Source organism: Streptomyces sp. NPDC046465, assembly GCF_040646035.1.
GTDB lineage: Bacteria > Actinomycetota > Actinomycetes > Streptomycetales > Streptomycetaceae > Streptomyces.
Window position 1 is genome coordinate 1 of sequence record NZ_JBEYZK010000029.1, and the last position, 26,175, is coordinate 26,175.

The 26,175-nt window shown below is 69.6% G+C and carries 24 protein-coding genes; 17 read left to right on the top strand and 7 right to left on the bottom strand.

Going from position 1 to position 26,175, the window contains the following annotated elements:
- Positions 1-142 precede the first annotated feature (142 nt).
- From ABZ953_RS33665 to ABZ953_RS33710, 10 genes are all read left to right on the top strand, one after another.
- Positions 143-1,030 carry a hypothetical protein gene (locus ABZ953_RS33665; RefSeq protein WP_361732204.1) on the top strand — a complete coding sequence of 296 codons (888 nt, stop codon included), beginning with the start codon at positions 143-145 and terminating at the stop codon, positions 1,028-1,030.
- 264 nt (positions 1,031-1,294) lie between these two features.
- Positions 1,295-3,595: a hypothetical protein gene (locus ABZ953_RS33670; protein WP_361732207.1), complete on the top strand. Its 2,301-nt coding sequence runs from the start codon at positions 1,295-1,297 to the stop codon at positions 3,593-3,595.
- The gene (locus tag ABZ953_RS33675) at positions 3,585-5,042 is read left to right on the top strand and encodes a hypothetical protein (RefSeq protein WP_361732209.1); all 1,458 of its coding nucleotides are present in this window, start codon (positions 3,585-3,587) and stop codon (positions 5,040-5,042) included. The genes ABZ953_RS33670 and ABZ953_RS33675 overlap by 11 nt, the downstream gene beginning before the upstream one ends.
- 315 nt (positions 5,043-5,357) lie before the next feature.
- Positions 5,358-5,654, top strand: coding sequence for a hypothetical protein (locus ABZ953_RS33680; RefSeq protein ID WP_361732212.1), 297 nt, complete (start codon positions 5,358-5,360; stop codon positions 5,652-5,654).
- A 109-nt stretch (positions 5,655-5,763) separates the two neighbouring features.
- The gene (locus ABZ953_RS33685; RefSeq protein ID WP_361732215.1) at positions 5,764-7,119 is read left to right on the top strand and encodes a putative T7SS-secreted protein; all 1,356 of its coding nucleotides are present in this window, start codon (positions 5,764-5,766) and stop codon (positions 7,117-7,119) included.
- A 93-nt stretch (positions 7,120-7,212) separates the two neighbouring features.
- Complete coding sequence (locus ABZ953_RS33690) at positions 7,213-7,647, top strand: hypothetical protein (protein ID WP_361732218.1); 435 nt, start codon at positions 7,213-7,215, stop codon at positions 7,645-7,647.
- Positions 7,637-8,329: a hypothetical protein gene (locus ABZ953_RS33695; RefSeq protein WP_361732221.1), complete on the top strand. Its 693-nt coding sequence runs from the start codon at positions 7,637-7,639 to the stop codon at positions 8,327-8,329. Before ABZ953_RS33690 ends, ABZ953_RS33695 begins: the two co-directional genes overlap by 11 nt.
- Entirely contained in the window at positions 8,326-9,009 is a 684-nt protein-coding gene (locus tag ABZ953_RS33700) for a hypothetical protein (RefSeq protein ID WP_361732224.1), read from the top strand. The genes ABZ953_RS33695 and ABZ953_RS33700 overlap by 4 nt, the downstream gene beginning before the upstream one ends.
- 86 nt (positions 9,010-9,095) lie before the next feature.
- Positions 9,096-9,410, top strand: a complete 315-nt coding sequence (locus ABZ953_RS33705; RefSeq protein WP_361732226.1) for a hypothetical protein — start codon at positions 9,096-9,098, stop codon at positions 9,408-9,410.
- Positions 9,386-9,604 (top strand): hypothetical protein, encoded by a 219-nt coding sequence (locus tag ABZ953_RS33710; RefSeq protein ID WP_361732229.1) that lies wholly within the window; start codon positions 9,386-9,388, stop codon positions 9,602-9,604. The genes ABZ953_RS33705 and ABZ953_RS33710 overlap by 25 nt, the downstream gene beginning before the upstream one ends.
- A gap of 106 nt (positions 9,605-9,710) precedes the next feature.
- Here the strand turns inward: ABZ953_RS33710 and ABZ953_RS33715 are convergent, their stop codons facing one another.
- Positions 9,711-10,514: a hypothetical protein gene (locus ABZ953_RS33715; RefSeq protein WP_361732479.1), complete on the bottom strand. Its 804-nt coding sequence runs from the start codon at positions 10,512-10,514 to the stop codon at positions 9,711-9,713.
- A gap of 219 nt (positions 10,515-10,733) precedes the next feature.
- Here ABZ953_RS33715 and ABZ953_RS33720 point away from each other — a divergent pair, with 219 nt between their 5' ends.
- From ABZ953_RS33720 to ABZ953_RS33740, 5 genes are all read left to right on the top strand, one after another.
- Positions 10,734-11,339, top strand: a complete 606-nt coding sequence (locus ABZ953_RS33720) for a hypothetical protein (RefSeq protein ID WP_361732232.1) — start codon at positions 10,734-10,736, stop codon at positions 11,337-11,339.
- A gap of 212 nt (positions 11,340-11,551) precedes the next feature.
- Positions 11,552-12,211, top strand: a complete 660-nt coding sequence (locus tag ABZ953_RS33725) for a hypothetical protein (protein WP_361732235.1) — start codon at positions 11,552-11,554, stop codon at positions 12,209-12,211.
- Positions 12,199-13,242 (top strand): hypothetical protein, encoded by a 1,044-nt coding sequence (locus ABZ953_RS33730; RefSeq protein WP_361732237.1) that lies wholly within the window; start codon positions 12,199-12,201, stop codon positions 13,240-13,242. Before ABZ953_RS33725 ends, ABZ953_RS33730 begins: the two co-directional genes overlap by 13 nt.
- A gap of 276 nt (positions 13,243-13,518) precedes the next feature.
- Positions 13,519-14,163 (top strand): hypothetical protein, encoded by a 645-nt coding sequence (locus tag ABZ953_RS33735; protein WP_361732240.1) that lies wholly within the window; start codon positions 13,519-13,521, stop codon positions 14,161-14,163.
- Positions 14,160-15,191, top strand: a complete 1,032-nt coding sequence (locus ABZ953_RS33740; RefSeq protein WP_361732243.1) for a hypothetical protein — start codon at positions 14,160-14,162, stop codon at positions 15,189-15,191. Before ABZ953_RS33735 ends, ABZ953_RS33740 begins: the two co-directional genes overlap by 4 nt.
- A gap of 19 nt (positions 15,192-15,210) precedes the next feature.
- Here the strand turns inward: ABZ953_RS33740 and ABZ953_RS33745 are convergent, their stop codons facing one another.
- From ABZ953_RS33745 to ABZ953_RS33765, 5 genes are all read right to left on the bottom strand, one after another.
- Positions 15,211-15,807 carry a hypothetical protein gene (locus ABZ953_RS33745; protein WP_361732246.1) on the bottom strand — a complete coding sequence of 199 codons (597 nt, stop codon included), beginning with the start codon at positions 15,805-15,807 and terminating at the stop codon, positions 15,211-15,213.
- 1 nt (position 15,808) lies between these two features.
- Positions 15,809-16,492: a hypothetical protein gene (locus tag ABZ953_RS33750; RefSeq protein ID WP_361732249.1), complete on the bottom strand. Its 684-nt coding sequence runs from the start codon at positions 16,490-16,492 to the stop codon at positions 15,809-15,811.
- Entirely contained in the window at positions 16,492-17,865 is a 1,374-nt protein-coding gene (locus ABZ953_RS33755; RefSeq protein ID WP_361732252.1) for a hypothetical protein, read from the bottom strand. The genes ABZ953_RS33750 and ABZ953_RS33755 overlap by 1 nt, the downstream gene beginning before the upstream one ends.
- Positions 17,865-18,170: a hypothetical protein gene (locus tag ABZ953_RS33760; protein ID WP_361732254.1), complete on the bottom strand. Its 306-nt coding sequence runs from the start codon at positions 18,168-18,170 to the stop codon at positions 17,865-17,867. The genes ABZ953_RS33755 and ABZ953_RS33760 overlap by 1 nt, the downstream gene beginning before the upstream one ends.
- A gap of 146 nt (positions 18,171-18,316) precedes the next feature.
- Positions 18,317-18,616 carry a WXG100 family type VII secretion target gene (locus ABZ953_RS33765; protein WP_150170864.1) on the bottom strand — a complete coding sequence of 100 codons (300 nt, stop codon included), beginning with the start codon at positions 18,614-18,616 and terminating at the stop codon, positions 18,317-18,319.
- Positions 18,617-18,885: 269 nt separating this feature from the next.
- Here ABZ953_RS33765 and ABZ953_RS33770 point away from each other — a divergent pair, with 269 nt between their 5' ends.
- A complete protein-coding gene (locus ABZ953_RS33770) occupies positions 18,886-23,685 on the top strand; it encodes an FtsK/SpoIIIE domain-containing protein (protein ID WP_361732257.1) in 4,800 nt (1,599 codons plus the stop codon).
- A 27-nt stretch (positions 23,686-23,712) separates the two neighbouring features.
- On the top strand, positions 23,713-24,411 hold the full coding sequence (locus tag ABZ953_RS33775) for a hypothetical protein (RefSeq protein WP_361732260.1): 699 nt from the start codon (positions 23,713-23,715) through the stop codon (positions 24,409-24,411).
- Here the strand turns inward: ABZ953_RS33775 and ABZ953_RS33780 are convergent.
- Positions 24,347-26,140: a protein kinase gene (locus ABZ953_RS33780; protein ID WP_361732263.1), complete on the bottom strand. Its 1,794-nt coding sequence runs from the start codon at positions 26,138-26,140 to the stop codon at positions 24,347-24,349. The genes ABZ953_RS33775 and ABZ953_RS33780 overlap by 65 nt on opposite strands.
- Between the last annotated feature and the right edge of the window lie 35 nt (positions 26,141-26,175).

Sequence of the window (26,175 nt, forward strand, 5' to 3'; positions counted from 1 at the left end):
GGAGAGGCCTACGACGAAGCGAAGGCCTTCCCCCGCCACTCGCCAACGGAGATCCTCCCGGAAGCCGCTTGACGGCTTAGCACCGTGGGATGTCTCCGGGCCGACTCGCCGACCCGACCTCATGGAGGAGGACCACGTACTGATGGACTGGCTCACCGGCACCGACGAGCAGATCCTCACTCATTCCGCGGCCACCTTCGCCACCGGCACAGCCCCCGCCGTATCCGGACGCCGGTGGTTCCGTGACCCGGGGCGCAACGACATCCAAGCCGAGTTGGAAGGACAGGGCTGGCCCCCCGGGCCCACCTACGCGCTCCGCTCCTCCGGCGACAAGGCTGCCCGGCGCGCCGGTGGCGTGTTCTCCTCCGCGTTCGCCCTGGTCACGAACCTGCTGCTCAACGAGAACAACGTGGGCACAGCGGACGCCGAGCCCGAAGATCCGGAGAACGAGGTCGACGACTTCGCCGTCATGTGGGGTGCACCCGGCGCCCTCGCCCGCACCTTGCCCTGGCAACTGGACCCGGCCCGCAGGCCCGACGGCTACACCACGGACCTCGTCATCACCAGCCAACGCCTGCTCTTCCTCGGCACTGACCTCGGCTCGCTCGAACATGCCGACGTACTCGCCGAGTTCCCCGCCAACGCCCTCGCCACCGCCCGGCAGATGAAGTTCAGCCCGCTCGGAGCGGATGTCCGGCTCACCTTCACCGACGGGTCCTGGGTGCGGCTCTTCACCGGTGCCGGGAACAACGCGGAGCGTCTCGGCCAGATGTTCGACGGGACGGTGCGCATGGTGCCGGAGAGCGCACTCAACCCCGGGCAGCGGGCGGAGGCGGCGCGATTCTGTGCCGGTTCGTCGCCGAACAGGCCGTACCCACCTACGTACGCCTTGCTGCCGAGCGGCACCGTGCTGATGGAGGTGCGGTCGCCGGCCAAGCACGCTGCGGGGTGTTTCGACGTCTCGCTCAACTTGATGACGGCGACCGGCGAGCGAACCGGCCCCCAGCCGGGCGACCCGGGCGTCGCGTAACCAGTCGGAGGCACCCGGCACCCGGCACCCTGCACTCGGCACCTGACCAACCCCTCGCGGCGATGGTGCCGAGCGCGAACTCGGGCAGCACCACCTGGGCCCCGCCCCGTACTCCCCACCCCGTACTCTCCACCCCGTCGCGACAGTAAAGTGCGCCGGATGAACGAGGGGGCCGGTGTGACCGAGGCAGTGCAGGGCACGACGTGGGGCCGTGGGGGTGGGGTTCGCCAGGGCAACGGGATGCTGCGGCGTCGGTGCGGAAACGTGCGGGGAGGTCGAGGGGCCTCCCTCCTTGCCGTCCTCGTCGCCGCCTGCGCCCTCCTCCCCCTCCTGGCCATCGCCCCCGCCGCCGTCGCCGCCCCCAGACCGCCCTCCCCCGGCGCCACCCAGGCCGCCACCCTCGCCGCCCACCTCCGGGCCGACCCGGTCTACGTCACCGACCAACTCCCCCGCGCCGTCCCCCGCTCCACCGCCCCCGACTTCGCGCGGCTCGCCGAGCGCACCGGTGTGCCGACCTACGTCCTCGTGCTGCCGGAAGGTGGCAGCGGAGGCAGCGGAGGCGGTGGAGCGGGGGACGGCGCGGGCGAGGCGCTGCTCGGGGCCGTGCACGACCGGCTCGGGCGGGACGGGCTCTTCGTGCTCGTGGACGACAGTTCCGTCGTGGCGGCCGGTGCGTACGGGGTGCGGGTGCCCGCCGAGGACGCGCGGACGGTGCAGGTGTACGAACTTCCGTACGATGCCGGGGCGTTGCTCAGCTTCGAGCGGTTCGTCGAGGTCGTCTCCCTGGGCAGGGCGAAGGCGGCGGAGCGCGCGGAATCCGCCCGTGAGGAGTACGGCGGGCACGGGCCCTACGGTGAGGGCTACAAAGACCCCGAGCCGCTGCACATCGGCCCCGCCGACCGCCGGAACCAGTCCTTCATGACCGGCATCGCCCTCGCGGCCCTGCCGTTGCTCGTCCTGCTGCTCGTTCCGTACGTGCGACGGTGGTGGGGGCGTCGGCGGCCCGGAACGGGTGGGTCCGGCACGGGCAGTACATCCGGCGCAGGGTGGTTCGTACCCCGTAGGCCCCGCCCCCGTCCCCGCCGCCCCCGCGCCCCCTGGCTCGTGGTCCCTCTCGCTGCGGGCGTCGCCGCCGTCATCGCCGTCACCGCCACCGCCCTCTTCGACCAGTCCACGTCGAGCGCAGCTCCCCCGCCCACCTCCGCCGACATGACGGCCCGCGTCGAACGCGTCGCCGACGGGCTGCGGCGCGACCCCGTGTACAGCGACCCGGAGAGCCCGCGCCCCCTCGCCGCCCGGCATATCGCCGAACTCCGCTCACGAGCCGCTGAGTTCGGCCCCGGACCCGTGCACTTCGCCCTCGTGCCGCAGCTCTCCGAGGACGAGTCCGCCGGTGTTCCCGAGGCCTTCGCCGACGCGCTCCACGCCGAGCTCGGCCAACCCGGCGTCTACGTCGTCGCCGACCCGCTGTCGGGCGACATCGACGCCGTCACGTACGACGTACGCATCGACGCGAACCTGGTCGCCTTCGACGTACCCGACGCCATCCACCACGCCGCCGCCGACGACCGCTCCGACGATCACCGGCTCGGCGAGCGTCTCGACAAGCTGATGACGTTCCTGGAAAAGACGCCCCGTTCGGACGTGCCCGAAACGTCCTCCTACGGTGAGCCGGCCCCCGACCCCGTCGAGGAGAGCACGCTGCCACGTCTGTTCAGCGGGGACTTCTGGCCCGGCCTGCTGGTCGGGGCGATCGGGGCAGTGCTGGTCTTCGGGATCGTGGCCGGGGCACTCGGTACCCCGGGCACGCTGCGCCGCGCCGCACGCTTCCTGCGCTTCGGCGGATCCGCCGGGTCCGGAGCGTCCGGCGCGTCCGGCACGTCCGGCGCGTCCGGCGCGTCCGGTCCCGCTGCGGCGGGCTCGGCGTTCACGGCGCCACCCGCCCCCTCCACCGCCTATCTGCGCGACACAGCACGCGCCGAACTCCACGCCCTGGCAGCAGAGTTCGACCCGGATGCCGCACTTCCCTCCCCCTTGCGCAACCGCGTATGGGACTGCCTCGACACCGCCACGCTCCTCGCCGACCGGGGAGGGAGCGGGAACGACGGGAGCGGGCACAACGGGAGCGGGCGCAACGGCCGCGGGCCCGACGGCCGCCTGGACGACGAAGCACCGCCCGCCGACCTCGCCGTCGACCTCGCCGCCGATCTCGCCGCCGCCATCACCCTCGCCCGCATCGGCCGCGCCGCCCTCGCCAGCGGCGACATCACCAAGCCCTGCTGCGCGCTGAACCCCCTGCACGGCCCGGCCACCGGCTGGCGCGATGCTCAGTACGCGCCCGAGGACAGCAGACGCCGCACCCTCCCCGTCTGCGCCTCCTGCCGCCTCTTCGTCACGGAAAATCCCGGGCGCGCCCACACCCTCCGGCTGACGCTGCCTGCTCCGGCGGTTGGCCGGGGCGCCGCCCGCGTCCTGTACGAGGACGCGCCGGGCCCGCTGCCCGCCGCCCGCACGGGCGTGCCGCAACTCATCCGCAAGGTACGGGAGTACGCCGGTGTCCAGTGACCTGAAGCGCCTCGCCGCCCTGCTCCTCGGATTCGGCCACCTCCTCGGCCTCAGCCTCGGTCTCAGCCTCGGCCTGCTGACCGTCACCACCACGTCGGCGTCGGCCGCCCCCTCCCCCACCCCCGGCGAGAGGATCGCCGCGTCCCTCCACACCTCTCCGGTGTACGTCGACCCGTCGTACGCGGCCTCCGCCGTACCGCCCGCACGGCAGAAGGAGCTCATCGCCCAGATCCGGAAGACGGGCCTCCCCATCAAGGTCGTCCTGGTCCCGCTGGACAAGGGCGACTCCTTCGGCGGCGAGCCCGACACCCTCGCGGCCGTCGTACGCGACCGCCTGACCGAGCAGCGCACGGAGAACCGCGGTGACGACCGCGACCTCATCCTCATCACCACCGAGGACCGGAACGACGACATCCGCGGCTTCGAGTGGCCCGGCGACGAGCACCAGGCCGAGGACGCGGTGGGCGCGGTCGGCCTCATGGACGCGTTCGACGACGCGGGCCTCGCCGAGCTGACCTCCGGGGCGATCGACCTGATCGAGCGGGGCGACGGCACGAAGGCGTACGAGAAGGCGTCGAAGGAGCTGGACAAGGACCTGAGTGACCACGCCAACGACACCGACAACACCGACGACACCAACGACACCAACGACGCCACGAAGCCCGCCGGAGGCGCAGCCGGATCGGGCATCGAGGCGAGCGACGAGGCAGGCGCCCCCTCGTGGTGGGGGATCGCGGGCCTCGCCGTCGCTGCGGCCGCCCTGCTGTCGGGTACGGCCCTTCTCGTACGTTCCGCACGGCACCGCCACCGCCCTCCGGGGCACCCCGCTGCTCTCTTCGCCTTCCCCCATGCCGTCTTCGCCGCCGCACGCGAGGCCGACGAGGACGAGCTACGCCGCCGCGCGGAGGCGGAGGTACTCGCCCTCGGTGAGGCCTTGCGGGCGGCCGACACCGAGGCGGCGCCCGGTCTCCAACCTCTCCAACGGGCCCTCGACGCGTACGCCGCCGCGGGCACCGTCCTCGACTCCGCGCGCGGGCTGCCCGATCTGGCGGGGGTCCTGGCCCTGGTCACGGAGGGCCGCGACGCCCTGGACGGCACGCAGGACCCGCTGCCGCTCTGCTTCTTCAACCCCCTGCACGGCCGCGCGGCCCGCGCCATCACCTGGCGCCCCCTGGGCCGCCGCGACCAACTGCGGATCTGCGCCTGCGCCGCCTGCGCCCGCGCCGTACGCGAACGCCGCGCACCCGAGGTCCTCACCGACGCGACCGAACCGGGCGGTTCACCACTCCCCTACTTCGAGGTCGACGCGACCGTCAGCATCTGGGCGGCCACCGGCTACGGCTCACTCATCGGTACCGGCACCGGCACCAGCACCGCCACCGGTACAGAGGACGGGCTCGCGCGGCGGGTGGCGCGGGGGGACTTCTCGCGGGAACGGCGCGGCTGATTCTCATGCGGCACGGCTCAAGACAGCCGCCTGGTTCCGGACAGCCGTCGGTGGGGGCGGATCCCGACACTGGCCGAGGCCCGCATCCGACGCCCGACGCCCGAAGCCGTGCGGTTCCACGTCATCCCGCCGTACTTCCCCAGGATGTCCACGGAACCGAAGCCGCCAGGCTAGGCGTGATCATGGCAAAGTAGTGTCCCGCGCACGTCGGCGCACCGTGTAAGTACCGTATGGAATGCGCCAACGGGCCCGGAAAACGGCACAAGAACGGCAAGAACGGCAAGCACGGCGAGAACGTGGCGAGAACGGGGAGACATGTCCGGATCGGACCTGGTCGTCGACTTCCAGCTGCTCAACAAGTCAGCAAGCCAGCTGAACGCCATCGAGAAGGAGTTCAAGAATCTCGGTGAATGGAAGGACGACATCAAGACCGCCGTCGGCGCGTCCGACATCAAGGACGCGATGGGCGACTTCGTAGACAACTGGGACAAGAACCGCAAACGACTTCTCGAATCGCTCGGCGAAGTCGGGAAGATGGTCGAGAACACGCGGGACGCGTTCCAGAAGCTGGAGGACCAGTTGTCGAAGTCCGGCAAGAAAAAGGATAAATAGCGCCCGGGCTGCACGGATTCAGCATTCGGCATCCAGCAGTCAGCCCGATTCGCCTCGCCGAGGTTCGGCACCACTCGGAATCGTCCAGGAACATTCGGGGGAGAAGGAAATGGCACGGCCCAAGGACTGGCACCCGCTGCGCGAGAGCGACCCCGTACCGGGTGACCCCGTAGCGGTCCGCAGCCAGGTCAAGCACATGAAGACGATCGCCGAGTATCTGCGCACGCAGGCCGAGGCGCTCAACGCCATGGCCGACGCGGACAACCTCAAGGGTCAGTACGCGGAGAAGCTCGGCGAGGACTCCCGTGCTCTGGGCCGCAAGCTCGACGAGGCCGAGGACCGTTACCGCGAGGTCAAGGGCCACCTGTCCAACTGGGCCGAGGACCTCGAAGGCTTTCAGAAGCGGGCCGACAAGGCGCTCAGTGACGCCAAGGAAGCCCAGGGCATCATCGACGCCCACGACAAGAAGCCGGACTCCGACAAGAAGGCCAAGGACGGCGACGAGAAGGACAAGAAGGACGACAAGGGTTCCGACACCGAGGACCCCGCCCTGAAGAAGGCCAAGGAAGATCTGTCGGACGCCCGTACGCGCCTCAACACCGCGTCCGGGGACTACGACGAGCGCGCGGGCCACTACGCGGGCCAGATCCGCAAGTCCATCGACGACGACATGAAGGACAGCTGGTGGAACGACTTCAAAGCCGCGGTCGCCGACGCCGACTGGATCGGTGACTGGGCGGACAAACTCAGCTGGCTCGCCACGGTCGTCGGCGTGGCCGCGATGTTCTTCCCGGCGCTCGGCATCGTCGCGCTCATCCTGACGGGCATCGTGGCCGCCGCCCACCTGGTGATGGCGGCGACAGGCAACGGATCGTGGTTCGACGTCGTGATGGACATCGGCGCGCTCAAAATGGCCCGCAATGGCGTCAAGGCCGCCAAGGCCATCAAGCTGCTGCAGCAGAGCTCCCGCAAGGCCGCGACCGGGGTGGCCAAGGAAGGTGCCGAGTCCGCAGCGGCCGCGACCCGCAAGAACGCGATCAAGAACGCGGCCAAGGGCGAGAAGAAGGCCGCCGGCCGCTCGGGCGGCGACCGCGCGAAGAACAGGGCACGCCGACTCAAGATGGAACAGAAGAACCGCACGGCGGGCAAGAAGGCGGGCAACGAGGTGCGCGACGCCGAGATGCCGCAGATCACCGCGCAGGAGAAGGCCGGCGTGATCGGCGACGCGCAGCTCGGCAAGCAGATGAAGGACATCAACAAGTGGCGTGACGCCTACCCCGGCAATACGAAGCTGGCGGACAACGCCGCCGAGGCCTCGCGCCAGAAGGACCTGCTCCAGGGGTCCTGGGCGGTCGGCACCGGCCTCGACGCCGCCGACAAGAGCGGCGACGCGGTCTCGGGCGGCGAGTACAGCAGGATGAAGGACCGTATGACGACGCCGGCGCCGGGCACGTCGCGATGGTGAGAGAAGAACGTTGATGGCAAGAGAAGAACGTTGAGGGCTGGAGAAGAGCGTTGAGGGCTGGAGAAGAGCGTTGAGGGCTGGAGAAGAACGCTGATGCCGAAGCACCCGCATCCCACGCAGCCACCCACGCAGCCGACGCAGGCCGAAGACCGGCAGACTCGGCGCCTGACGGCCGGTGTCGCCGTCTTCAAGTGGATCTTCGTGCTGGCCCTGCTCCGCATGTTCGCCACCCCCGCGAGCAAGGACTTCTTCGACGAGGAACTGCTGCCGTCGCCGACGTGGGAGTGGTCGCTGTGCGCGCTCACGCCGGGCCTGCTCATCTGGCTGGCGCGCAGCCCCGAGGACTGGAAGGCACTAGCGGGCGAGCGCTCCCTCCTCCGGATCGCGCTCACCTTCTACCTCCTCTACGCCCTGGCCTTCGCCATCGCCCAGGACGCCTGGGTGCTCTGGATCGCTGTCGCCGCGTCCCTCGCCGGTTTCGCGGGGATCCGGCATCTCAACCTCAAGGAACGAGCAAGTGCAGCCTGACCAGACCGAAACGACCACGGAGCGCGGTGGCGGCGACAACGACGCCCCGCAGGCGCCGGTCACCGGCTACCGCGTCCTCCTGCCCTCCGAATGGGCCCAGATCCCACTGCGCCACGGTACGGAGGACGCCGTCCGCCGCGTCCTCGACGAGGCGTTCGCCCGTATCCCCGCCGACGGCCCGCAGGACAAGATCGGCCCGTACAAGCGCGAGCTGGAACGCCGCTTCCGCGCATCCGTCGCCGACGCCCAGCGGAGCAAGGCCCTGGACCTCTACCTGCCGGTGAAGCCCATGGGCGACTTCACGGTCGGGGCTTCGATCCTGGTCTCCGAGTCGGTCGTGCCCCGGCGCGCCGGGGAGCGGCACCCCGCGGCCGAACCGACCGAGGTGGCCGTGCAGTTGCTCGCCCGGGACGGTGTCGAGGATGCCGATCTCAGCTCGGGTGACATCGACGGCGCGCTGGCCGTACGGCGCGAGCACGTGGCCGCCGCCGCCCCGGCCAAGGGGGCCGAAGTCGCCTCGCGGCGCGTCGAGTACGTCCTGTCCGTGCCGGACGATCCGGAGCGCTGGTTCGTGGCGGCGTTCTCCACGGTCGGGGGCGGCGATCCGCGGGACGAGCTCGCCGAGGCGCTCGTCGAGTGGTTCGACGCGGTGATGGCCAACTTCCGCTGGAGCCGGGCATGAACGAGACGGGCATGGACGAGACGGGCATGAATGAGCCGGGCATGAACGAGCCGGGCGGCGGCATGGGCGAGTTGTTCTGGCCGATCATCGACATCGAGGACGTCGACGACGACGCCTGGGTGATGGTCCCGCCCCGCACCGGGCGCGCGGCGCCGTTCCCCGAATGGGACGACATACGGGCCTGGTCCGCTGAGGTCGCCGCGGACCTGTGGGCGGACAGCGACCTCGACCCCGGCCAGGATGGCGTCGGCTTCGTGGCCGGCACCCTGGAGCGCACCGCCGAGGCCCTCGCCCCGCCCGGCTCGGACCACTGGGTCTTCCTCCACCTCGACCACCCGGCGGAGCTGCCGCTCCCCGTCTGCGCGGCGATCGGCCCCGCGTCGGGGCCGCGGGAGGAGACCCTGCGCGCCCTCACCGAGGCGGACGACAGCACCGCGGTCGAGCCACCAGTGGTGAAGACGGTCAAGTCCGAGAAACTCGGCAAGGGCATGACCACCTTCCGCTACGTCCCGCAGGAAGACTCCCCCCACCTCCTGGCCTGCGTCCGCTACGCGTGGCGGGTCGAGGAGCACGGGGCCGACGTGGTCATCTGGACGGCATCGGAGGACATCGCGCACGTCATGCGAGCGGCACAGGACCTGGAGGCGCTGGCCCGGACGGTGGGAGTCTGGACACCGTGAGGCCGACTCACATACCGGACGAGGACGAGAGCAATCGCGATCCCGGGCCGTGGGAGTACAGGGCGCGAGAAGGAATCATCAGGAAGATGGTCCCCGGCGATGTGCTCGCCGCGGTGCCTGCCGCCCGGGAAGCCGCCGAGGCCGAGGGCCGCAGGCTGCGGTGCGACTTCTTCGACGACGAAGCGGTCCTGAAAATGCTGCGTCTCCGCCACATCGACGAGATGCAACTGCACTACGCGGGCAAGCGGTTGGCCTACCCCACGGCCATCATTCTCTTCGGTCTCTTCGCCTACTGGGGGCCTACGTCCAGTACTGGGAATCCACCCGGAACCAGAATCTCTACTACGCGGCGGCCGGTGTCATCGTCGCCGCCCTCGTGGTGCTCTTCATCGGAACGCTGATACGGCAGTGGGGAAACCGCCCCCGGCAGAAGGTCCGCGCCAGGGCGGCGGCCTATCGAAAGGTCGCCCACATCGCCGCCGAGAACGGCGGTGACATCCCGGCCTTCTACCCCCACTACGGGCCGTACCCCTTCGCCGCCACCTTCCATGCCGATGCCGACGAGCTGGAACTGCCGGGCAGGAACAGGTTCTGATGAGCCAGGGTCTGACTGGGGGGGGCAGCGGCGCTGCGGGTGCCGCACCCGCCCTTCCCTGCTCAGTGCTCAGTGCTCAGTCGGGCTCAGTCGGGCTCAGTCGGGCTCAGTCAAGCGGGACTTCCTCGACTACCGTCTCGCGGAAACGCCACGACCCGCGGTTGCCCGCCGCCTCCGCGCGCAGTCCCATCTCCCAGGCGATCCGCGCGGCCCGCTGCCGGGACACCTCCGGATACTCCTCGGGCCGCACCTTGATGTAGCCACGCCGGTCGGCGGGGAACGTACGCAGAGCCGCCCGCAACCGTTCCTCCTGGCCGTCCTGCGAGCTGTGGTCGCGGGCGACCGTCTTGTACGCCCTCCGGGCCCCGGTGTCCGAGCCGCGCCAGGCCATCCAGGCGACGGCTCCGACGGCGGCGAGGGCGGCCGCCCCGGCGCTGACCAGTTCCGCAGTGGCGTCCGCCTCCGCCGGTGTGCGGGGCTCCAGTTCGCCTTCCGGGTCGGCGAGGACCGTGAGAACGTCGCCGACCTCGTACTCCTTGAAGCCCGTCCCCATCTCGGGCCCCGGAACCCGGGTACCGTCCCGCTGTTCCAGGACGTAATGGGAACGACGGCCCTTGCCCTGGCCGGGGTCAAGGCGCTCCTTCGCCACCGCGGCCGTGATCTTCTCGCCCCGCGCCCGGAGGGCCAGGTCGTCGCGGACGAGGCCCACTCCGTATGCGGCGAACAGAGAGGCGATGACGACGAACAGCGCCGCGCCCGCGCCGGACTCCCGGGCCCCGAGCAGAAACGCGGACGCCTTCCCGGAGAACTTCGTCAGCTGCTTGATCCCGTACGACCACTCGTCGCCGAAGTCGTCCATGCGCCGGGCGAGTTCGGGCACGCCCATGGCGCCGCCGGTGACCTGCTCCATGCGCCCACACCTGCGCGCGACCGCACGCCGCGCATGGCGCACACCGCACTCAACTACGACACCGTTGTAGATCGAAGCTATCATCACGCCCGCCGCGGCCCATATGTCTTGCCACGCCCCATACGCCCCCGTACGCATCTCGTACGGCGCCAAAGCAGGTCGACCACGTCGTGCCGGTACCTTCGACACCGTCATGACCACGTTCCGCTGGAGGACCGAGTGACCGTCGCCTTCTCCCTCGACACGGACAGCGACGCCACCATCTGGCTCGCCATGCCGATCCTCGGCGAAGGACGGCGGGCCGCGCGCGAGCGCAAGAAGTGGGCGCGGCGCATCTCGGAACTTCTCTGGGGGCTCGTCGACGACGAACCGGTCGACAAGAAGCAGGTCAAGATGCTGGCCTTCGAGCTCGACTCGGCGGCCGAGCTGATCCCCAAGACCGTGCCGGTGCACCAGATCTTCCTCTACGTTCCCGATCCTCGCCGCGAGTTCCTGACCTTCCTCGTGCATGCGGGACCGAGTGAGGGCGACGTCGACACGACCCTGGACGAGCTCGTCCAGAAGAACGAGCCGGGCGCCGCCCAGGACCCCGAGGTCATCGACTTCGACACCGAACGGCTGGGACGCGGCAAGCGTTCGATCCGCTACTTCGTCGCGGCCAAAGCAGAAGCGATGTGCTGCTCGGTGAATTACGCGTGGCGCCTCGAGTCCCTGGGCATCGACGTCATCGTGCGCACGCTCGGCGAGGACATCGGGTGGATCACGTCGAACATCGAGGAGTTCGACGCGTTCGCTCGGAGTCTGTTCATCAACCTTGAGCAGTGATCCACCCGGAATCAGAATCTCTACTCCATGCCGATGCCGACGAGTTGGTCCCGGCGGACATCAGCGAGTTCTGATGGTCGAAGTTCCACCTAAATGCAACGACTCGCCTGGGTTGCCCCCCTGGAGAACCAACAGCCCCCTGGATAGCGTCGGCCCGTTGGAGATACCCCAGCACCCTCTGCCCCGCCCCTTCGCCTCACCGGGAGCCGACCGTGAACCGCCGCACCATGCCCGTCACCGCCGCGCTCGCCGCGACCGCCGCCCTCCTCCTGACGGCCTGCGGCAGCGGAGACGACGGTGACTCCAAGGACAAGGACAAGATCGCCGGAGCCGACCAGGGGGACACGAAGAAGTCCGGGCCACCGAGCGAGCAGCCCGCCGACAAGGCCGGCCGGCCGAAGATCACTCTGCCCGAGGACGACGTTCTCGTCTTCGAGGGCGGCAAGACGGGTGACGCGAAGAAGGACGCGGTTCTGGGGGACAACGCGGAGCGGTTGCGCGCCGTCGACGCCGCCATCATCAAGGGCGACGCGGAGTACAAGCCGGTGTACTTCTACTCCACCGGAGACGCCGCCAAGTCCGCGGCCCAGTCGATCCAGAGTTACGTCGATGACGATCTCTCGGTGACCGGCACGGTCCGTTACTTCGACCGGTCCGTCAGCTTCCGTGAGGACGGTTCCGCCCGTCTCACGTACTGCAGCGACGAGACAAAGGGCTTTGGCAAGAACCGCAAGACCGACAAGACGCTCAAGACCAAGGTCGACAAGGACTCGTACGTCTTCTACGACACGCGCCTCGACCGGAACTCGAAGGGCGTGTGGCAGACATCAGGAGTCACGTCCGATAGGGGGGCTACGCAATGCCAGCCGTAAAGGTCGCGGGGATCACGGCACAGCAGCGGTTATGGATCGTCGCCGCTGTCACCTGCCTGGCGCTTGCACCGGCGGACGCCTTCGCCACTCGCCCGGGAGACAAGGACGAAGGCAAGGTCGAACAGTCCGGCCAGAAGCACAACGACGAGCTGGCCTCCGTAATCCGCTTCGATACGTCCCGCAACGGAACCGGCCCCTCCAGCGGCCCCATGACGGTGCGGTCGTCCGACTGGACGCCACCTCCGTGCTGGTACGAGCCCAAGTACACGCCGGAGCAGCTCAAGGCCGACCACATGAAGACGAAGAACCTTCCACATGCCAGCGGGCTCGGTGAGGCGGTGCAAGCCTTCGAGAAGCACTACGTCGACGGCCACCCCTACAAGAACTACAACATGGCCAAAAAGGGCAAGGGCATGTTCTGGGACCGCGCCGCGCTCTCCTACGAAGAGGGCGGTGACATCTTCGCCTGCAAGAAGCCACCCTTCTGGGTCGACAACGGCGAGCCCCCGAACGTCGAGAAGGCGGTCACGCCCGAGGTTCTCGCCGAACTCGCCTACGCGAAAATCAGGATCCCCGGGACCAAGGTCACGCTCGCTCCCGAGAACGTGACGAAGGTGAACCTCCACACCTGGGCCTGGCTCGACAAAGCGAAGTTCAAGCCCGTCTCGGTCACCGCCTCGCTCGATGCCGGCGGCCGGCACATCGAGGCCACGACGACAGCCGAGCCTCAGTCCCTCAGGATCGAGCCGGGTACGAACGCCGCGGAGATCCACCCCGCCTCGGGCGACTGCACGATCAACGAGGACGGCAGCATCGGCTCTCCGTATGCGCGGGGCAACGCGAAGAAGGTCCCGCCGTGCGGCGTGACGTACCTGCGCTCATCCGGCGACGGCACGTACGAACTCAAGGCCACGATCACGTGGAAGGTCACCTGGAAGGGCACGGGCGTCCCGGGCGGCACCCTGCCCGAGGGGACCTTCGGCACCACGCAGAACATCGCGGTCGAGGAAGTGCAGTCGATCAACCGCTGAGCAGCCACGGAGCGACCGCTGAGCAGCCACAGGGCAACCGCTGAGCACCCCACCTCTACCGCTCCGATCGCGACCGCGAACCCCGGTGCACTGCGAGAACCGGCGAGCTTTCGCCCCAGAAGGCCGCCGGTCTCCGCTCTCTCTTTGCGTCACAACACGGTGACATTCCGCCGAGCCATGACGGTTTTATCCGGTACCTCCCGTGGAGAGCCATCAGCCCCCTGGGTAACGTCGCCCCGTTGGAGACACCTTTTTCTGTCCTACCGGGAGCCGACCGTGAACCGCCGCACCCTGCCCGTCGCCACCGCGCTGGCCGCAACCGCCGCCTTGCTCCTGACGGGCTGCGGCAGCGACTCCGATCCGGACGACAAGATCAAGGGGGCCGAACAGGGGGAGAGCGCAGACGCGCCGAACCCGAAGGCCACCCCCACCGCGCCGGCCAAGGTCGCCGACTTCGGCCTCCCCAAGGACATCAAGGTCGAGATCGAGTCCAACGAGACGGGTGACAAGGCGAAGGACCAGATCCTCAAGGAGCAGGCCGAGGGCTTCATGGCCCGTCAGCGGCTCTACGTCGACCTGGATCCCAACTCCCGTTACCTGACGCGGTACTACGCCGGTGAGGCCCGGGCCTTCTACAGCGCGGAAATCAAGAAGGCGAAGTCTGAGGGCCGCACCATCACCGGGACCTATCGGTACTACGACCGCAAGGTCACGAAGAACACGGACGACCTCGCCATCGTCACTTACTGCGAAGACCGCTCCAAGGCGTACGCCAAGGACATCAAGTCGGGAAAGCCGCGTAAGACGAAGTCGAGTCCGGAGGACTTCATCTTCAATACCGCGACCCTCGGGAAGACCGAGCACAACACCTGGCTCGTACAGTCGTTCCGCGGTGAGGCCGGGACGGGTGCTTGCCGATGACTCGCTTGGTTCGCAGTGTGTTCGTGCTGGGCGTAGCGGCCCTGCTGACCCTTGGGTACGCGGGGGCGGCTGACGCCGGCGACGGTTCCGGTACCTCGGGTAAACCGCCGGCCGGGGAGGGCGGCGGTGAGGGCTCGTCCGGCAGCGGCTCCATCGGCGCCCAGGTCCAGTACAAGACCAATTTCAAGGGGACGAAGGGGTCCAGCCATATAGCCGCTAGCAACGGTCCGTGGAAGCCACCTCTGTGCTGGACCCAGCCGAAATTCACGCCCAAGCAGTACAAGGAAGAGGAGAAGAAGACCGCTCCCATCGACCCCACTACCGGAAAGACACTTCCCGGGTGGAACAAGGGGAAGGACTTCCACGAGGGCGACAAGGGCGCCTGGTGGTACCGGACCTACGCCGTGGACCAGCTCAAGTCGGGGAACGTCGAGTTCGCGGACATGGAAAAGTGCACCACGATCAAGGGCGTGCAGTGGGTCAAGGCGGGAGACCCTCCCCCGGACGCCATTTCCCCCCTCGCGCTGGCCGGGCTCGCCTACGCCGAGACGAAACTCCCCGCCCCGCCGGTCACGCTGCGCCCGGGCGCCGACAACCAGATCGTCAACCTGCCCACACACGTCAGATTCGACGCGCCTCTCGACCGGGTCTGGGTGACGGCCCGCTTCAACCATCTCGGCGTGGATCTGGCCGCCACGACGGTCGCGACCCCTGTCGCCCTTCGCGTAGATGCGGGCACGGAATTCGCGGATCCCAAGACCTGCGAGTACGACCTCACCAAGGGCAAGTCCGAAAAGTCCGGCAAATCCGGTTTCCAGGTGGACACTTCGAAGGCGGACTGCAACATCGCCTTCAGGAAATCCTCGGGCGACGGTTCCTATCCCCTGAAGGCACAGGTCACCTGGAAGGTGACCTGGACGGACTCCGCCAACCCCGACGGCGCCCCCCAACAGCCGGACTTGCCCGCGGGCTTGTCCACTTTCGAACAGGACGTGGCGGTCAAGGAAGTTCAGTCCGTCAACCGCTGATCCGCGCCCCGTTGAGCGGCTACTCCCAGTGGAGCGTTCCGGCCACGGTGTCGAAGAGCTCCACCATCTGTTGCGCCAGGCCCTCCATGGGAGTGGAGAAGGTGAGGTTCAGCCACTGCGTGCTCGCGGGGACGGGGACGTGATACGTCACGGTGGTCGTCGCGAGCGTGTTGCCCATCTGGCGCCCGGGATCAGCGGCTTCGGTCTTCTCGGTTCGTACCGCGTCGCCCGCGGCGTCCAGTGTCCGCACCTCGGCGGGGCGCCCCGTGTCCGCGAGTCTGCGGGCGAGATCGTGCGCCGTGCTGCAGCCGGGCCAGCCGTCGGGGAGGAGGCTCACGAGCAGCGACGACGCCAGTGGCAGACCCTCGACGGTCAGCAGTGAGATGTACAGCTCGACACCGCCCTCGCGGTGGGCCGCCTTCGCCTGCTTCTGCAGGTCCCGCATCAGGCGTTCCTTGAGCACGGGCGCGTTGTCGATGCCCTCGAACTGCCGGTCGGCCAGTGCGGCGATGCCGCGGTCGCGCTCGTCGGGGTCGAGGTGCAGCTGGAACCAGCCGGCGGGCACGAAGATCGTGTAGTCGCTGGGCGGGGTGTCCCATTCGGTGCGGAGAGACATGTCAGAGCTCGCTGGGGGGTTCGGGGGCGTTGTCCGTGCCGGGCTCCAGGAGGGTGGGCACGAGACGCAAGGTGGGCACGACGCGGTCCACGAGGTCCGTCAGCTCATCCGTGCGTTCGAAGTTGTGCCACCTCGCCTCGACCAGCAGGATCTCCTCGTGCCCGGTCGGCCAGACCCAGTACCGGAGACACTCGCTGAGCTTCTTGCCCCAGCCGAAGCGCCGCTTCTCGACCAGCACCGCCTGTACCCGGACAGCCGGGCCGATCGGCAACGCGACTTCGGTGATGTCGGCGTCACCCTTCACTTCGGCATAGGACCACTTCAGCAGCATGTCTCCGTACTCCTCCGGCGACGGCCGTGTGACCCCGTCCTCTCCGTAGGCGAGGACCGACATGTCCGCCAGGAACACACCACTGTCCGTATAGGCGACTGCGGTCAGGAGCGGGCCTGACTCGTGGACCGACAGGGCATGCTCCTCCAGTTCTTGCTGAAGCGATGCCTTGCTGACCGCCAGGTGCAGCGGGTCGAACTGCTCCACCAGGCCCGCGGCCAGTCGGCGGGCTTCCGCCCGGGTGCCCTCGAGGAGCGTGAGACCGAGCCATCCGCCGTCGAAGTCGAATTCGACGATGAAATCGTCCTCAGGGCCGGGCGGAATTCCGTCCGGATTCTGTTGCTCTTGTTTCATCACGACACCTCGTCGATGAATAGGCCGCCGGCGGTGACTCCACTGCCGGCCACACTCAGCTGCGTCGCCCTGCGCGACATCTTGTTGACATCGAACCCTGCGTCCCCCAGCCCCTTGCTCAAGAGCTTGGCTTCACTGAGAGATGATGCCGCCGACGAATCTGCCAAGGTGAACGATTTGCCGATCCCCTTCAAGGCACTTCCGTTCCCGACCTCCTTCAGTGTCCGACCCATCTCACGGTAGCCGCCCTTGAAGGCATCCTTCCAAGTGGGCCCCTTGAAAAGTTCCGTGACTGGCTCCCGGATCGACTTCGAGATGTCGCCCTTTTCGAGCCCCTTGATGACGCCCGCATCACGGTTGAACTTTTGACGGTTGCGCTTGAGCTGCCGCCCGGTCAACTTACCGGCCTTGGCCTGCTGCATGCGGTCCACAAGGCCCTTGGCATACCGTCCGCTGACCTTGGACATCGCCTTGCCCGCGCCCATCATCAGCAGTCCCACCGCCGCCGTGGCGAGCGCTGTCCACGACTCGTCGCCCATTCCGACCTGGATCGCCGTACAGGCGATGTTGACCAGCGTGGCCAACATGGATAGGGCCCCCAGGAACCCCGCCAAGCCCTGACCGATGATGGGGATCCAGCCGACCGCCAGAGCGGCGATGCCGGCCCACTTGGAGATGTCCTCCGTCCACTTCGCCACGGTGTCCACGACATCGGCGAAATCGTCCCAGAAACCATCCTTGAGCGCATCGTCAGAGATGACGTCGTCGATGGCTTCACGCGCCTTGCGCGCCGCATCGTCGCGGATGCTCTGCGCCTTCTGGAGCTTGTCCCTGGCCGCTTCCAGGGACTTCCCGGCGGCCTCCGCCCGGCCCTCCAGCTTCTTCTTGCGCCCCTTGTCATCACCCTTGGCGCCGTCATCCTTTCCGGATTCTCCGGACAGGCCATCAAGGCTCTTCTTGGCGGCGCTCTTTTCGGCCTCCGCCTCCTGCGCCTCCTGTCGGGCGATCTCCGCGATGCGTTGGGCGCGGTGTAGTTCCGTGGCGTAACTGCCGGGCTGGGCCGAGGCGTTCGACTCGTAGTCGGATCCGTGGTCCACGATCCGGTCGCCGACCGCGTCGGCCACCGTCTTGTAGCGCTTGTGCGCGGCTTCCAGACGGCCGCGGCACTTCTTGGCCTTCTCCCGGAACTCGTTACCGGCGTCGCTGTCCCAGGATTTCACCTCGGACGCCGCCTTGAGGTGACGGACCTGCCGTTCGAGCTCGTCTGCCGTCTTGCGGAGCTTGCGGCCCAGTTGTTCCAGTCGATCCGGATCACCGGGGGCCGGGTCCTGATAGGCCAACGGCTGCCAGTCCTTGGGGCGCGCGCCGGCCATCAGGACTTCTTCTTGTCGGAATCGCGGAGGGCCTTGGCCAGCTCGCTGTCGATCTTCTCGTATGCCTTCGCGGCGGCCTTCGCGATGTCGCCGAGGCGCTTGATCTCGTCGCCGAGTTCCTCGCGGTGGCTGTCCCAGTTCTCTACGAAGTCTCCGAACTGCCAGGCGAGGTCGTGTTCACCGAAGTCGTCTTCGTACTGTCCCTTGAGTTTCCCGAGACCGTCGAACGCTTCCTTGATCTTGCCGAGCCCGAGACCCATCTCGCGGATGACGTTCAGGTCGTCGATCCTCGAGTACTCCCCCACGAGGCATCCCCTCCGTGCGCCGTAGTTTTCCGTCGCTCGTCGTTACCGCACTCCCGCTCACGGGCCTTCGGCGTCTCCGAGGGCCGTGAACCGAGGCAGGGGCGGCGGATGCGTCCCGCCGCCCCAGACCAGTCGAGCCGACCAGGCTACTTGCGCGCAGCCCTGCCCAGCTCGTCGTCGATCTGCTCGTACTTGTCCGCGGCGTTGGTCAGGTAGTCGCCCATGCCGTCGAGGCCGTCGATGGTCTTCTTCGCACCCTCGACGAACTCGTCGAAGTTCTCGTCGAACGCCTTCGAGGCGCTCTTGGTGACGAAGCCCGTCTCGACGAGGTTCTTGATGTACTTCTTCAGCCCGTCGAGCTTCTCGTTGAGCTTGTCCTTCTCCTTGACCACGTGCTTGGCCGCGTCACGCATGTCCTGATATGTGACATCAAGGTCCTTGGCCATGAGGCTCTCTCCAATGCAACTCGCCGCAGGGCCAACCCCCGTGGCTCCCGTAACGCGGATGGTGTGATCTTCCGCTCTTGCGCCAGCAGCTTACGGGTGGGGCTGGTGGGATCACAGCCCGGTTCAGTCACAGCTCTGCTATGAGCGACTGCGAAGTGGTGTGAAGCGGTACGTGCCGTTTCGGGGGGAGCGAGTGCGCAGGCCGTTGCCTGTGGGAAGGGTGGAGCGGATATCGTCAGGCGCATTGTTCAGCTCCGGGGAGGACGATCGTGCGCCTGACTCTGACCGTCGTCGATCCGTACGGCGGGGGCTCCGCCGACGTGGTTCTCGACGCCGATCCCGAGTCCACCGTGCAGGACATCGCGGTGGAACTGGCCCGGCAGGCCGGCCGCAGCGGTGCGCAGATCATCCCGATCGGGCAGGGGCAGCAGGTCCCGGGCGGTGGAGCGCCCATGATCTACGTCGACGGGTACGCCGTCGACCCCGCCGCCACCGTCGTCACCTCGCCGCTGCGCGAGGGCGCCGTCGTCAGCCTCGACGACCCCGCGGGGTGCCTGCCGGGGGAGCCCTCCGGCCTGGTCGAGCTGCGCGTGGCGAGCGGGGCCGCCGCGGGTTCGGTGCACCGGCTCGGCATCGGGCGGTACGACATCGGCAGCGGGCCCGCCTCGTACATCCGCATCGGCGATCCGGAGATGCCCGGCCGCGCGCTGACGTTGTCAGTTGCAACCGACGGCACCTGTCAGGCCACCCTGCACGGGTCGGCGCAGGACAAGGAGGGCGTGACCCTCGACGGGGAGCCGTTCGGCGAGGAGAAGGAGGAGCCCGAGCCGCTCGCGACGGTGCCGCCCGAGGGAGAGTCCAAGAAGGACAGGAAGGCGCGCGAGAAGCGGGAGAAGCAGGAGCGGAGCGAGCGCAAGGAGCGGGTCAAGGCCGCCCGGGGCAAGGGCCGGCTCGACACCGTTCCGTGGCCCATCGGCGCGCAGATCGCGCTCGGCAACACCCTCCTCGAACTCGTCCGGTACACGCCCCCGAACGCCGCCCTCAAGTGGTCCGAGGACGGCGCGGGACTCGACTACAACCGGCCCCCGCGGCTGCGCCCGCCCGAGCGGCAGACCACCTTCCGGCTGCCCAGCCCGCCCCGCGAGTTCGAGGCGCGGCCGCTGCCGTGGCTGATGGCGCTCTTCCCGCTGGTCGGTGCCGTCGTGGCAGCGATGATCTTCAACCGCTGGTACTACCTGATCATGGCGGGGCTCAGCCCGATCATGCTCTTCGGCAACTACTTCATGGACAAGAAGCACGGGCGCAAGTCCCATGCGAAGCAGGTCAAGGAGTACAAGGAGACGAAGGCGCGGATCGAGAAGGACGCGCAGGACGCGCTGATCGCCGAGCGGCTCGACCGGCGTAACGCCGTCCCCGATCCCGCCGCCGTGCTCGCGCTCGGCACCGGGCCCCGTACGCGCCTCTGGGAGCGGCGGCGGACGGATGGCGATCATCTGCTTCTGCGGTTCGGGACCGGTCAGTTGCCCTCCGAAGTCGTGCTCGACGATCCGGAGAAGGACGAGCACCGGCGGCAGGTGACCTGGAAGATAGAGGACGCGCCCGTCGCCCTGCCGTTGAAGGGGCTCGGGGTCATCGGCATAGCCGGGCCCGACGACTCCGCCACCGCGCTCGGGCGCTGGGCCGTCGCACAGACCGCGACGCTGCACAGCCCGATGGACGTGCAGTTCTACGTGCTGACCGAGAACACGTCCATGGAGAGCTGGGACTGGGTGCGGTGGCTGCCGCACGCCCGGCCGTCGGGCGGCCAGGACATCAACGTACTGATCGGCACGGACGCCGAGACCGTCGGCGCCCGCATCGGTGAACTGACGCAGATCCTCGACGCGCGCGTGAAGGCCGCGGAGGACAACAAGAGCCAGGGCGCGAACTTCTCCGACCCGGACATCGTCGTGGTGTGGGACGGGTCGCGGCGGCTGCGGTCCCTGCCGGGTGTGGTGCGGCTGCTGCGCGAGGGCCCCGCCGTCCATATGTACGCGCTCTGCCTCGACACCGAAGAACGGTTCCTGCCCGGCGAGTGCCAGGCCTTCGTGGTCGCCGAGCCGAAGCCGGACCTCAAGCCGGACCCCCACGCGTACGGGGGCGGGCAGTACGGGAGCGGGCAGTACGGGAGCGGGCAGTACGGGGACGGGCAGATGGCGGCTCCCGGCGTCCCGAACGCGCCTGCCCAGCCTCCGCAAGCCCCCGGCGGCTTCCCTTCCTTCCAGGCGTGGCACACCGCGGCGCCCGAGACCCACCTGGCCAGCGCCCCGCGGGAGCTGCGACTGCGCGTCGAGATGTCGGGCGCGGAGCGGCTGCGCGACGTACGGCCCGACTTCGTGACCCCCGCCTGGTGCCTGCGCCTGGCGCGGGCCGTGTCGCCGCTGCGCGACATCAGCGGGGAGACCGAGGACTCCGCGCTGCCGGGGTCGAGCCGCCTCCTCGACGTACTGCAGCTGGAGCCGCCGACGTCCGGCGCGATCACCGCGCGCTGGCAGGCGGGCGGGCAGTCGACGATGGCCGTCATCGGTGAGTCGTACGACGGTGCCTTCGGCATCGACATGCGCAAGGACGGCCCGCACGGCCTCATCGCGGGCACCACCGGTTCCGGAAAGTCGGAGCTCCTTCAGACGATCGTGGCCGCGCTCGCCGTGGCCAACACCCCCGAGAACATGACCTTCGTCCTCGTCGACTACAAGGGCGGCTCCGCGTTCAAGGACTGTGTGAAGCTGCCGCACACCGTCGGCATGGTCACCGACCTCGACGCGCACCTCGTCGAGCGCGCCCTCGAATCGCTCGGCGCCGAGCTGAAGCGCCGCGAACACATCCTCGCCGACGCCGACGCCAAGGACATCGAGGACTACCAGGACCTCGTGCGGCGCGACCCGTCGCACCCGCCCGTGCCGCGACTCCTCATCGTCATCGACGAGTTCGCCTCCATGGTGCGCGACCTGCCCGACTTCGTGACGGGCCTGGTCAACATCGCGCAGCGGGGCCGTTCGCTCGGCATCCACCTGCTGCTCGCCACCCAGCGGCCCTCCGGTGTCGTCTCCCCCGAGATCCGCGCCAACACCAACCTCCGCATCGCGCTGCGCGTCACCGACGGCGGCGAGTCGACAGACGTCATCGACTCCCCCGAGGCCGGGCACATCTCCAAGAACACCCCGGGACGGGCCTACGTGCGGCTCGGGCACGCCTCCCTCGTGCCGTTCCAGTCGGGACGCGTCGGCGGCCGGCGCCCCGGCGCCGCCGACCCCGCCCTCCTCGCGCCCTGGGTCGACGCCCTCGACTGGTCCGCGCTCGGCCGCGCCGCACTGGTGAAGCCGAAGGCCCAGGCCCGCGAGGAGGAGGAGATCACCGACCTGAAGGTCCTGGTCGACGAGATCATCGAGGCCAACCGGACGCTCGGCATCCCCGCCCAGCACAGCCCGTGGCTGCCCGCGCTCGGCGAGACCCTGCTGCTCGACGAGATCCCGGTGCCCGCGCCGCGCACGGCACCCGGCTCGCTCACGCCCGCCGCGTACGGCGTCGAGGACCTGCCCGCCGACCAGGCGCGCCGCCCGGTCGTCATCGACTTCGCGAGCTTCGGCCACCTGATGATCGGCGGTGCGCCGCGCTCCGGCCGCTCGCAGGTCCTGCGGACCATCGCGGGTTCCCTCGCGCGCACGCACTCCTGCGCCGACGTCCACATGTACGGCATCGACTGCGGCAACGGCGCGCTGAACGCGCTGACCCGCCTTCCGCACTGCGGCGCCGTCGTCGGCCGTAACCAGACCGAGCGCGTGGTGCGCCTCATCAACCGCCTCAAGGGTGAACTCACCCGCCGCCAGGACCTCCTCGCCGACAAGGGGTACGCGGACATCGGCGAGCAGCGGAACGACGCCGCCGAGGACGAGCGCCTCCCGCACCTCGTCGTGCTGCTCGACCGCTGGGAGGGCTGGCTGCCCACGCTCGGCGAGGTCGACCACGGCTCGCTGACCGACGAGATCACCACGATCATGCGCGAGGGCGCCAGCGTCGGCATCCACATGGTCATGACGGGTGACCGGCAGATCCTGGTGGGCCGCATCTCCTCCCTCACCGAGGACAAGTACGGGCTGCGCCTCGCGGACCGCTCCGACTTCTCGATGCTCGGCATCCCGGCCCGCAAGGTCCCCGAGGAGATCGCGCCGGGCCGCGCCTTCCGGAACGAGAGCGGTACGGAGACGCAGTTCGCGCTGCTCTCCGAGGACTCCACGGGCCAGGGGCAGGCCGCGGCGATCGCCGCGATCGGCGAGCGGGCCGCGGCCCGCGACGCCGAAGTCCCGCGCGGCCTCCGCCCGTTCCGCGTCGACACGCTGCCGAGCCGCATCTCCTTCGAAGAGGCATGGGAGCTGCGCGACCCGGACGCCTCGCGCTCCAAGCTGTGGGCGCTCGTGGGCATCGGCGGCGACGAGGTCATGGGCTACGGGCCCGACCTGGCGCAGGGCGTCCCGGCGTTCGTCATCGCGGGCCCGGCGAAGTCGGGGCGCTCGACGGTCCTGATGAACATGGCGCGCTCGTTCCGCTCGCAGGGCGTACGTCTGGTCATCGCCGCCCCGCGCCAGTCCCCGCTGCGGGAACTGGAGGGCACCGAGGGCGTGTTGAAGGTCTTCACGGGTGACGACATCGACGAGGACGAGTTCGAGGAGCTCATCGACGAGGCGGACGCGTCCCGGGAGGAGCCCGTCGTCGTCCTCATCGACGACGCGGAGATGCTGGAGGACGCGGACGCGGCGAGCCAGTTCAAGCGGATCATCCAGCGCGGCGCCGAGCAGGGCCTCGCGCTCGTCCTCGCCGGTGACGAGGAGGACGTCTGTAGCGGCTTCTCGGGCTGGCAGGTCGACGTGAAGAAGGGCCGCCGCGGCATCCTGCTCTCCCCGCAGGACAGCTCCAGCGGCGACCTGATCGGGCTGCGGATCTCGCGCAGCCTGGTCGGCGGGCCGATCACGCCCGGCAAGGGAATGCTGCACCTCGGCAACGGCGAACTGGCCACGCTGACCACCCCGTTGTAGGGGGGATGCCAGGAGAACGGAGGCATCGTGGGTGGTTCGGCGAAGAAGGCGCGGCGGCGGGCGGCGGGGCCCGCGCTGCGGTATGCGCATGTGGCGGGGGCGCGGACGTCGGGCCGTCGCAGGCCGGGGAAGCGGAAGCCGACGGAGGAGGGCGAGGAGAGCAACTGGCTCTTCGGCACCCTGATGTTCCTCGCCGTGCTCGGCGTGACGGTGCTGTTCGGCCTGGCGGACCTGGCCTGGGGCACGACGCTGTGGGGCGAGATCGCGCCCGCTTGGCCCGGCGGCGGGTACGGCTTCGCGGTCACCATCGGGCTGCTCTCCCCGCCCGCCCTGGCCGGGGTCATCGCCCCACTCGTCCGGGCGAAGCGGAAGCAGCAGCCGCTCCGTTCGATCGGGTGGGCGCTCGCGGCGCTGCCCGGCGTGGCGCTGTCGTGCCTGCTTCTTCTGCTCAACTTCGGGGCCACCCGGCCCAAGCGCCGCCGCAGGGGCCCGGAGTGCTTCGCGCACGGCGAGCCCTGCTGGATCCACGAGCAGTACCCCTACCTGTGGGCGCCCGGGATCGCGGCCGTGCTCTGCGCCGCGCTGGGCGGCTGGCTCGCCCACCTGTACGTCAAGAAGCGGCGCGCCCGCGGCACCCCACCGGAGCTCACAGCACCGGAACTCACTCCACCGCAGTCAGCCGCGCCTTCGGGTCCCCCGCTCCCGGATCGTCCGACGTGTACGTGAGGGTCTTGCCGTCGGTCTTGCCGTCGGTCTTGCCGGACGGCCGGAGGTAGACCGTGTGGGTGGTCTGCGAGCACTGGCCGCCGTTGTCCGGCGACCCCTTGCCCGTCGCCACGACCTGCTTGTCCGTGGCCGACTTGAGGGTCAGGACGTCCCTGCACGTGTTGCCGATCGGGTCGTGCTGCACGACCGTGCCGAGCCGTTGCCCCGGGTCGGCCTGGCGCAGGGTGACCGTGAACGTGCCGAGAGGGACCGTGCCGCCGCTCGCGTCGGCCTTGCCGCGCCAGGTGCCGAGGTAGGCCTCGGGGACCTTGCCGCCGTCGTCCGCGGCGTCGCCCGGGTCGCTGGGCGCGGTGGTGGCCGCCGAGGGCCGCGCTCCCGCGTCCTGCGACGCGTCGTCGTCGTCCGGCAGCAGCCCGAAGACGAAGACCGAGCCGACGGTGACGGCGGCCAGGGCGCCCGCCACGGCGAGCGCGACCGTACAGCTCACCTTGCGGACGCGGCCGTTCGCGCCCTGCGTGATGGAGGACCCGGCCATGGAGACGGAGAGCCTGCCCGGCGGGCGGGTGTCCGGCGGGGCCTCGGAGCGGGGCCCCGGCACGGCGCCGGGCGGCTGCGGGGGCTGCGCCCGGTCGACGAACCCCACGGACGCGACGTACGAAGAGTCGCCGTACGAAGAGTCGGGGGGCCCGAACGCCCCCTGGTAGGAAGGCTCCTGAGAGGAAGTCTCCTTGGAGGAAGGCTCCTGGGAGGAAGAGGAAGGGGTCTCGAACGCCACAGGGCCGGAGGACGACGCGTCGACCGGCGGCGACGATTCGGCCGCCCCCGCCCCCGCCCCCGTGTCCAGGTCGAGCAGCCGCACCGCGCGCCGGCTCACCCGCTCCACGACCGGCCCCGGCAGCCATCCGGCGGCGACGAGCCGGGCCGCGCCCTCGGGGGCGAGGCGGCGGGCGAGCTCGCCGGGAGCGGGGCGGGCGGCCGGGTCCTTGGCGAGGCAGGCGGCCGCGGCATCGCGCAAGTCGCCGCTCAGCGCGCCCAGTTCGGGCTCCTCGTGGACGACCTTGTAGAGCAGGGCGGCCGACGAGTCCCCGGGGAAGGGTGACTCCCCCGTCGCCCCGTACACCAGGACCGCGCCCAGCGAGAAGACGTCCGCCGCGCCCGTGACGGTCTTGCCGAGGATCTGCTCGGGCGACATGTAGCCGGGCGAGCCGATGGAGACGCCGGTGGAGGTGAGCGAGGCGGTGCCGTCCGTGGCGCGTGCGATGCCGAAGTCGATGAGGCGCGGACCGTCGAGCGTGAGCAGGACGTTCGACGGCTTCACGTCGCGGTGGACGAGCCCCAGCGCGTGCACGTGCGCCAGCGCCTCTGCGAGACCTGCGCCGAGTACGCGTACGGAGTGCTCGGGCAGCGGCGCGCCCTCGCGCACCGCCTCCGTGAGCGAGGGCCCGGCCGCGTATCCCGTGGCGACCCACGGCACGGGCGCCTCCGGGTCCGCGTCGAGGACGGGCGCCGTCCAGTCGCCGCCGACCCGGCGCGCCGCGTCGACCTCACGCCGGAAACGGGCGCGGAACTCCTCGTCGAGCGCGAAGTGCGGGTGGACGATCTTCACTGCGACCGTACGGCCGCCCGTGCTGCGGCCGAGGTAGACCCGTCCCATACCGCCCGAGCCGAGTCGGCCGAGCAGCCGGTAGGGCCCGATCGCGGTGGGTTCGTCGGCTTCGAGCGGATGCATGTCCTTGACCTCCCCCAGGCGTGCCGCCGGACACC